The organism is Paraburkholderia sp. (assembly GCF_035948235.1).
Lineage (GTDB): Bacteria > Pseudomonadota > Gammaproteobacteria > Burkholderiales > Burkholderiaceae > Paraburkholderia.
Genome location: NZ_DASZJJ010000035.1, coordinates 1 through 7,371 on the forward strand (window position 1 = coordinate 1; position 7,371 = coordinate 7,371).

The window sequence follows — 7,371 nt, forward strand, 5'->3', positions numbered from 1 at the left end:
TTTGCCGCGCCCAGTGCCGCCACGCGTATGCGCGAATTGACGCGAGAGGCACGCATAAAGCGCCCCGACCCGCACCGGTTTGACCATCACTTCGTTCATGCCCGCGGCAAGACAGGCGCGCAGCGCATCGACATCGGACTGTCCCGTCAACGCGACGATGGGCAGCCGCGCGTGTCCGCTGTCCATCGCGCGAATCAGACGCGCGGTCTCCAGCCCGCCCATGCCGGGCATGTTCAGGTCGATCACCACCGCATCCGCCCTTCTGCCGTCCCTCAGCAGATCGATCACCTGCTGGCCGTTTTCGGCTTCGAGGACTTCCGCGCCGCAGCGCTCCAGATAGCTCTTGGCGATCAGGCGGCTATAGGTGTCGTCGTCGGCAAGTACGATCAGGCGGCCCGCGAAGCCATCGAAGCGCGCGCGTTTGCTGTTGCGCGCGCCGTTCTCCATGATCGACTGCAGCGACGTGAGGAATTCGATCGTGCTGCTGGACTTGCCGATCATGTCGTCCATGCCTGCGTTGCGCGCCAGCATGGCCGCCACACCAGGCGGCTCGACCGACCAGGCGATGATGGGCACGTTCGCATTGGTTTCGTGGCCGCCCGAGCGGATCGCTTCGGTGGCCGTATAACCGTCGATGCCCGGCATGTTGATATCCATCAGCACGAGGTCGATCGTCGGCCCTTCCTGCAACATGGCGATGGCGGCCTCGCCGCTTGCGGCTTCGCTCACGAGCGCCTGCACACCCGTGAAGGCGAGCGCGGCGCGGGCGCGCTGGCTTGCGTCGTCATCGACGATCAGCACGCGTTTGCCCGCGAAGAACTCCGCCGCGCGGGCGAGCATCTGCTGACGCTGCTCCGCAACCTTGCTTTCGGCGACCGGTGGAAACGCCAGCGTGAATTCCGTGAATTTATCGACTTCCGAGCGGCAGCTAATGGTGCCGCCGAACGAGCGCATCGCGCGCTGGCAGTATGCGAGGCCCAGCCCCGTGCCCGCCGCGTTGCCGTGCGTGCGAAACGGCGCGAACAGGTGCGCCATGGTCTGCGGCGCGATGCCCGGCCCCGTGTCGTGCACGGTGACGACGTGCAGATCGACCGTGATCGTCAGCTTCGCGGACTGGCGCGCGCCCATGTGATGCAGCGCGTTACGGATCAGGTTGAACAGCGTGAACAGATAGACCGTTTCATCGACGCCAAAAATGAAGTCTTCGATCACGACCAGCGACACCCGGCCGCGCTCCCTGGCGTCGTTGAAACCATATTCGTCGAGCGCCTTGCGCGTGGTCGCGGCGGCGCTCAGATAGGTCACCTTGTCGGCGCGCAGCGGTTTGGCGCTGACTTCGTCGAGCGTCATGGCGATGATGCGCAAGCCGCGGTCGATGGCAATCTGGCCATGCGCGAGATGTTGCGAAAGCGACGCCATGTGAGCGGACGTCTGCGCCGGCGTGTCGCGCACCGGGTCCATGCCGCCAAGCCCGTCGTCGATGCGATCGAGCACGTAGCGCAGCTGGCTCAGCGGGTTGCGCATCTCGTGCGCGATGGTGCCCGCGAGCGCGCGCAGCGCCTCGCTTTTCGCCTGGGCCGTGATGCCCTTCATGTTGCTATGGCTGAAGGTGGTGCCCGCGCAGATGCCAAAGGCGAACACCGGCAGATAGACAAACAGCAGCAGATGCGAATCGACCTGCAATGCCGCAGGATCGACCAGCGCAATGCAACCGACGGCAAGACCAATTCCGATCGCCAGATTGACCGTCAACGCGATATACGACGGGAAGATCGCGATCAGGAAAAAGACCATGCCCAGTTCGGCCATCGACCAGAGCATCGAGTAATGACCGGAAAGCAGGTACCAGGTGAAAAAGAACGGCAGCGTGTACGCCACCGTTCCGAAGTAATACCAAGGCAGGAAGCGCTTGAGGGAAGCGGGCCAGAAACGCCGCAACAGCAACAGCAGGCACGCAAACGAACCGATAAAGCGCATCAGCGCATTCTCGTTAGGCTGCGGATCGACGAAGGTCCACCAGAACCAGTAAAGCGGATGGCCGAATGTCCCAATCACGCCGACTGCGAGCACGCTGTAGTCCGAGACGTGATAAGCGTCGCGAACTCGCTGCATGACCAGACGGGCGCCCCCTGCAATGGCTTTCATCTCACTCTCTTTTTTGTCTTGCTGCCTCAGAACCGGAAGCTGCTCACGTTGAACGACATGCCGGCGCTGCCGACCCAGCATGCGGCCCGGTCGCCGCGCTTGAGCCTGCCGCTTTCCTTGGCCATCGCCAGCGCGGCGGGAATCGACGCAGATACAAGATTACCGGTCTCCGGATAGATGTGGAACATCTTGTCCTCGACCCCGGCTTTCACGCCGTAGCCATGCCATGCAGCCTTCGATGACGCATGCGTGAAAACCACGTCGATCTCCGATTTCGGCACCTTGAGCTTGCCAAAAACTTCAGTGATTTCATCCGAGTTCTTGTGCAATTCATGGCCGTACGATGTAAAGCGCATATCGCCATTACGGCCAACCCTTTCGGTCGGGTGGCAGTAGCCCTCGTAGCCGTGAATCGGAATCGTGCAGAAGTCGGCGGCGGCGGGCTTGCCGCGAAACACGAACTCGAAATTGTCCGGCTCGTTCGGCACGACCAGCGTGGCGGTCGCAGCTTCCCCGATCGTGAAGGATGGTAGCGTGTATTCGATCTGCGCGTGATGCTTCAACGCGAAGTTCGAGGGATAGAGCGGGCCGCCGGCGAGCATGTTGAATTCGGCGTTTACGATCAGGGCATTGCGATACTGGCCGGTCTTGAAGAGGCTGTCGACCAGCGACATCGCGCGGGTCCAGCTCATGCAGGCGTCCACCACGTCGAAGCATTCGGCGTTCATGAAGCCCAGCGCGCCGGCCATCATGTGGCTGTTGCCCGGTTCGAGAAAGCCGCGCCCGATACCGACGAAAACCAGCAGCTCGATATGCTCGGGTCGCAGATAGCTTTCTGAAAGCGCCTGGCGCGTGGCCATGGCGACATGGTCGATGGGCGACTCGTGGCTGCCGCACCAGCGGCGGGTAACGAGTCCGCTGCGGTCGAGCAGGGTTTTGATGGTCCGCAGACTGCGATCGATCTCGCCATCGAATCCGACCGAGTGCGAGCGGATCATTTCAATGACCTCTTCGTTCGTGACTACTTTCGAAGGCAGACTGACGGCGATGTTCTTGATAAGCATGACTATCCCAGGAAAATCGTGATTGATGAGTAAAACGGCACGCGCTTTTCGCCATGTCCTTCGGCCCCGTGGCCAGGCAAAAAGCGCCCCCATCGTGTATCACGTTTTCCTTTTCGTTCGCCCAGGTAAAACTTTCCATGGCGAACAATGGACTCAGCATGCATCCAGCGCCCAGGACGCCACCTCGCGGCGCGCCGGACAGGCAATCACCTTGACCTCGCGCCGCCCCTTCCCTGCCTCGTCCCCCGCTTTGTATCCGGCTTCGTCGAGCAGCCAGCCGCGCTCCTCCAGCGCCCGCACACGTTGGCGCAATGCAATCTGCAAGGCGTCCGACTTCACCGACACCTCGTTTTGCCATCCTTGCGGCACGAGTTCCGGGCGAATGCGTTCGAGCACAGCGTGATCCTCCGCGAAAATCCGCAGATTGCGCGCGCGAAAACGCCCGTCGAAAATCGCCTGTTTCAGAAACGTGCGGCCCATCATCCAGTACGTGCGCGTATGCAGCGCATCCACAGGCACATGCGCCGAGGCGATGAAAATCCGCCAGCCACGGCCGGGCGCAAGTTCGAGCGTGGCGCAAGGGCCGCTCAGGTGGAAACCCGTCTGCGTGACGACATCGACGTGCTCGCCCGTCGGCGTGCGGCGCAGCAGTCCACGACGCACCGGGCGGCGCATGACGAGTCGCGCGTGCGCGCTCCAGGCGTCGGCCTCGCTCACTTCGACACGATCGATTTCGGGCCGGTCGGGCGCACCGAACGAACTGCCGTGCACGAACGGCGCATGCGCGAAATCCAGACCGTTCTCGACGATGCGTTCCCAGTTGGCGCGCCAGTCGAAAGTGCCGCGCACGACACGCACGTTGGGATCGTCAGCCCAGTCGAGCGCGGGCAAAGGCGGGCGTTCGACTTCGGGCAGATCGCCCAGGAACGCCCACACCCAGCCATGCCGCTCGATCACGGGATAGCCGTCCACGCGCGCCCTGGCCGGCACGCGCGCGTCGGGCTGCGCGGGAATATGGGTGCACACGCCGTCGCCGCCGTAACGCCAGCCGTGATACGGGCACTGGACCTCGCCGCGCACGCGGCGGCCCGCGCTGAGCGATGCGCCGCGATGGACGCAGATATCGGAAAGCAGGCGCGCGACGCCCGCGTCATCGCGAAACGCCACGAAGCGATGACCGAGCATCGTGACAGGCATAAGCGCGTCGCGCAGATCGGCCGAAGCGGCCACGACGTACCAGAGATTCTTGAGCATGAACGGTGTGCGGCAAGGCGCATGGAAGACGATGAGACCAGCGGGCGATTGCGCCCCACTAGCCATATCGCGCCAGTCTAATACGCACGCCTGGCACACGACATCTTCGCGCGCAGGGATTTGATGTTTTCAAAAGCCGCGCGCCAGAAAAAAACCTGCCGTCCCTCGCGGACACGGCAGGTGAAGAGCGAGACGGCGGGGGAGGCCATCTCGGGACCACACGCGAGCGCGCGCGTGGCGCGCGCATCGGCTGAATGCGGAATAAACGGCTGGCGGGCCGCGTTTGCCAGTAAGGAAACGGAAGTAAAAACCTCGACCGCCGTCACATGACGCGACACAAAAATGCGCCGCCGGCAGGAGCGTGTGATGCAACGTAAGGCAAGCATAGCGGCTGCTTTTCTCCGCGCGGCGTGCCTGGCCGAAAACGCGGCGATCTTGACGGATAAGGGCACGATGACCCGCCCTTTTACAGTGCGCCATTCGCGTTTAAACGCCATCTGGACCGGGCGAAAGGTGCGTGCGCCAGGAGAAAAGCGGGTTTGTTGCGCAGCAACGTCCGCAACCGCACGAAGCGATCGCGCACGCAGGTAGATGATGGGCGCAGCTTGACGCCGACCTGGTGTTTGCCAGCACTGTGCGCAGTCCTACGCGCTATCGCGACAAAGGGACGGAGTGCGGCGGCGGTGCCAGGCACCGGATTTGCGGTGCAACACGGTAAGAACTTCACCGGCGCGATAAGCGACCGGTACGAATGCCTGAACTGAGCGGTCAAACCGCGCCTGCTCGAGGATTCGCCTCGAAGAACACGGCTCTAGACTGGTTCTGCATTCAAACCAACGATTGGGGATGGCAATGCGCGTAACGAACTGGATTCTGGTGCTCGAATGTGCCTACATGGAGTTTTCGAGCTGGCGCGGCAAGAACGTGTACCGGCGTACCGTGGCGTACGACCGCGTGGTGTGGTGCTAAGCGGGAGAGGAAAACCGTGAGTACGGAGCCTCTCCCAAAGACGCACCAATCGCCTCAAACGCAATCGCGTGCGATCAGGCCGGCACGCCCTGCGCGCCTGCTTCGGTTTTACGTTCGCGTTCGCTGACGAGCGCCTCGTATTCGTCGTCGCTCATCACCGCGCCAAGCTGGCCTTCCCACTTCGTCACCACAGCAGCGGCCACGCTATTGCCGAGCACATTGGTCGCCGTGCGACCCATGTCGAGGAACGTATCCACGCCCATGATCAGCAAGAGGCCCGCTTCGGGAATGTTGAACTGGCCGAGCGTCGCCGCGATCACCACCAGCGACGCCTTCGGCACCGCCGCCATGCCCTTGCTCGTGAGCATCAGGATCGCCAGCATGGTGGCCTGCTGCGTGAAGCCCAGATGGATGCCGTAAGCCTGCGCGATAAACAGCGTGGCAAACGTGCAATAAATCATCGACCCGTCGAGGTTGAACGAATAGCCCAGCGGCAGCACGAAGCTCGAAATTCGGCGCGGCACGCCGCTGCGTTCGAGCTGCTCCAGCAGCTTCGGGTAGGCCGATTCGCTGCTCGCCGTGCTGAACGCCAGCAGCATCGGCAAACGCACGGCACGCACGAGGCCGAACACGCGTGAACCCAGCACCAGGCCGCCCGCGCCAACAATCGCGCACCACAACAGCACCAGCGCGCCGATAAACACGCCCATGAAAGTGCCGTAGCTGAGCAGCACGCCCAGGCCCTGAACGGCCACTACGTGCGCAAGCGCCGCGAACACGGCCACCGGCGCGAACGCCATCACGTAGCCCGTGACCTTGAACATCACCGCCGAAATCTGTTCCAGCAGCGCGACGATGCCCTTGGCCGGCTCGCCGATCGCGATGATGCCCAGGCTAAAGAACGCTGCGAACACAACGATCTGCAGGATTTCGTTTTCGGCCATTGCCTGCACGACGCTCTTGGGCACGAGGTGCGTGATGAACTCCTTGAGCGAGATCGAGCCGGCTTGAATGCCGGTGGCCGCGTGGGCATCAGGCAAGGACAGATGCAGGCCCGATCCGGGTTGAAGCCAGTTCGCAACCAGCGCGCCGAGCAGCAGCGAAACGAAGGTCGCGCCCAGGAACCAGGCGATCGTGCGCACGCCGATGCGCCCTACCGCCTTCGCATCGCCCATCCGGCCCACGCCCACCACGAGCGTCGTGAACACGAGCGGCGCAACGATCATCTTGATGAGCCGCAGGAATAGATCGGTGACCAGACCAAAAGCATCAGCGACGGACGCGAGCGTCTGCGCGTCGCCAATCGCGCGATGGCAGGCGTAGCCCGTGGCGATGCCCAGCACCATGCCGATGACGATCCAGGTCGTCAGCTTCAAACGTTTCATAGCGTCTTTTCTCCTCGGCCGATTTATCCGGCCCTACATTCACTGCCTCAGGTTCCGACTGCAAATCAATTGTTGCGACACTCTACTTCTTCGCATCAAGTGTTGCAATCCTGTCAAAAACCCTGGGCGTGCGCGGAGTGAGCGCGCTGGTGAGAAGGTACGGGCGCTAGTCGACTTCCTCTGTGAGCGTGTATTTCCAGTGGAAGGTTCCGAAGGCGCCCGTCCTGGTAGTCATTAGCCTGTTGACGAGACAGGACGCTCAAAACTTGTGTCTGATGCCGGCAACAACAACGTTCTGTGTACCGCTCGTCGATGGCGAGTAGAGGTAAACGTCGGCCACAGCATGCGGTCCGTTCGCCCGCTGAAACACGTCGAACACATAGACATCGGTGCGTTTGGACAAGCTATAGTCAAGCGAAACTTCAGCGCCGTTCCAGTGCGGATTCGCGTTGATGCCACGATAGCGCCCGCTCGTGTAAAGATAGCCGCCGCCCAGTGCAATCGCCGGACTTACCTGCCATGAAAGCGTGAGGTTGTAGTTGTCGAGCGCGAGA

General features: G+C 62.4%; 7 protein-coding genes. 1 reads left to right on the forward strand and 6 read right to left on the reverse strand.

What is annotated here, in order from left to right; translation table 11 throughout:
• The 4 genes from VG320_RS02210 to VG320_RS02225 form a co-directional block, all read right to left on the reverse strand.
• On the reverse strand, nucleotides 1-2,145 hold a 2,145-nt coding region (locus VG320_RS02210), incomplete at its 3' end, for a hybrid sensor histidine kinase/response regulator (RefSeq protein WP_327198536.1).
• Between the two features lie 26 nt (nucleotides 2,146-2,171).
• Nucleotides 2,172-3,302 (reverse strand): 3-oxoacyl-[acyl-carrier-protein] synthase III C-terminal domain-containing protein, encoded by a 1,131-nt coding sequence (locus tag VG320_RS02215; protein ID WP_327198537.1) that lies wholly within the window; start codon nucleotides 3,300-3,302, stop codon nucleotides 2,172-2,174.
• Between the two features lie 60 nt (nucleotides 3,303-3,362).
• A complete protein-coding gene (locus VG320_RS02220; RefSeq protein WP_327198538.1) occupies nucleotides 3,363-4,463 on the reverse strand; it encodes an aromatic ring-hydroxylating dioxygenase subunit alpha in 1,101 nt (366 codons plus the stop codon).
• Nucleotides 4,464-4,540: 77 nt separating this feature from the next.
• Nucleotides 4,541-4,960, reverse strand: coding sequence for a hypothetical protein (locus VG320_RS02225; protein WP_327198539.1), 420 nt, complete (start codon nucleotides 4,958-4,960; stop codon nucleotides 4,541-4,543).
• Between the two features lie 349 nt (nucleotides 4,961-5,309).
• On the opposite strand from VG320_RS02225, the gene VG320_RS02230 reads away from it, so the two are divergent.
• Nucleotides 5,310-5,432, forward strand: a complete 123-nt coding sequence (locus VG320_RS02230) for a hypothetical protein (protein ID WP_277397966.1) — start codon at nucleotides 5,310-5,312, stop codon at nucleotides 5,430-5,432.
• 74 nt (nucleotides 5,433-5,506) lie between these two features.
• On the opposite strand, the gene VG320_RS02235 is transcribed toward VG320_RS02230, so the two are convergent.
• Both VG320_RS02235 and VG320_RS02240 read right to left on the reverse strand, forming a co-directional pair.
• Nucleotides 5,507-6,817, reverse strand: a complete 1,311-nt coding sequence (locus VG320_RS02235) for a dicarboxylate/amino acid:cation symporter (protein WP_327198540.1) — start codon at nucleotides 6,815-6,817, stop codon at nucleotides 5,507-5,509.
• Nucleotides 6,818-7,076: 259 nt separating this feature from the next.
• The coding region (locus VG320_RS02240; protein ID WP_327198541.1) for a porin at nucleotides 7,077-7,371 on the reverse strand (295 nt) is incomplete at its 5' end.

Excerpts from the sequence above, each read along its gene's own strand:
- VG320_RS02215 (WP_327198537.1), bottom strand. The coding sequence starts at position 3,302 with ATGGGGGCGCTTTTTGCCTGGCCACGGGGCCGAAGGACATGGCGAAAA.
- VG320_RS02220 (WP_327198538.1), bottom strand. The coding sequence starts at position 4,463 with ATGCTCAAGAATCTCTGGTACGTCGTGGCCGCTTCGGCCGATCTGCGC.
- VG320_RS02225 (WP_327198539.1), bottom strand. The coding sequence starts at position 4,960 with ATGGCGTTTAAACGCGAATGGCGCACTGTAAAAGGGCGGGTCATCGTG.
- VG320_RS02230 (WP_277397966.1), top strand. The coding sequence starts at position 5,310 with ATGGCAATGCGCGTAACGAACTGGATTCTGGTGCTCGAATGTGCCTAC.
- VG320_RS02235 (WP_327198540.1), bottom strand. The coding sequence starts at position 6,817 with ATGAAACGTTTGAAGCTGACGACCTGGATCGTCATCGGCATGGTGCTG.